1 protein-coding gene and 1 pseudogene are annotated in these 953 nt (G+C 41.6%); both read left to right on the top strand.

The features are described from left to right. A pseudogene (locus tag RAC86_RS39175) lies at positions 1 to 286 on the top strand (tRNA uridine-5-carboxymethylaminomethyl(34) synthesis enzyme MnmG); the annotation flags it as partial. 13 nt (positions 287 to 299) lie between these two features. Then, positions 300 to 953: 16S rRNA (guanine(527)-N(7))-methyltransferase RsmG (gene rsmG / locus RAC86_RS39170; protein WP_377887004.1), on the top strand; the 654-nt coding region annotated here is incomplete at its 3' end.

The raw sequence follows: 953 nt of genomic DNA, 5'->3' as shown, positions 1-953 counted from the left end.
TCAAGACGTGGCAGAACAAGTAGAAATCCAAGTGAAATATGAAGGATATATTGAAAAATCTCTTCAGCAAGTGGAAAAACTGAAGAAGATGGAAAATAAAAAAATTCCAGACCGAATTGATTATGACGCAATTAAGGGGATTGCGACCGAGGCGCGTCAAAAACTGAAAAATGTACGGCCTTTGTCTGTTGCCCAGGCTTCCCGCATTTCCGGTGTAAACCCGGCGGACATTTCAATTCTATTGGTGTATTTAGAGCAGGGACGCATTGCGAAGATAGCCGAATAGAAAGGATGACGGCATGAATATTGAAGAATTCACTTCTGGTTTGGCGGAAAAAGGGATCTCCCTTTCTCCCCGTCAGCTGGAGCAATTTGAGCTGTATTACGACATGCTGGTTGAATGGAACGAAAAAATCAATCTCACTTCAATAACAGAGAAAAAAGAAGTGTATTTAAAGCATTTTTATGATTCCATTACAGCTGCTTTTTATGTCGACTTCAATCAGGTGAACACGATTTGTGATGTTGGAGCGGGAGCGGGTTTTCCAAGTCTGCCGATAAAAATATGCTTTCCGCACCTCAATGTCACAATCGTGGATTCACTGAACAAACGGATCACGTTTTTAGAAAAGTTATCTGAGGCTTTGCAATTGGAGAATACAACATTCTGCCATGACAGAGCTGAAACGTTCGGGCAACGGAAAGACGTGCGTGAAAGCTATGATATTGTGACAGCGCGAGCAGTTGCGAGATTATCTGTTTTGAGTGAGCTTTGCTTGCCTCTGGTGAAGAAAAACGGTTTATTTGTTGCTTTAAAAGCCGCATCAGCAGAAGAAGAACTGAATGCAGGCAAAAAAGCAATCACGACGCTTGGAGGAGAACTTGAGAATATCCATTCTTTTAAGCTGCCTATTGAAGAAAGCGATCGTAATATTATGGTGATACGCAAAATA

It is taken from the genome of Bacillus sp. LR_5, assembly GCF_042709275.1.
The sequence above is the reverse complement of the archived record's forward strand: the minus strand, read 5'-3'. Positions and strand labels throughout refer to the sequence as shown.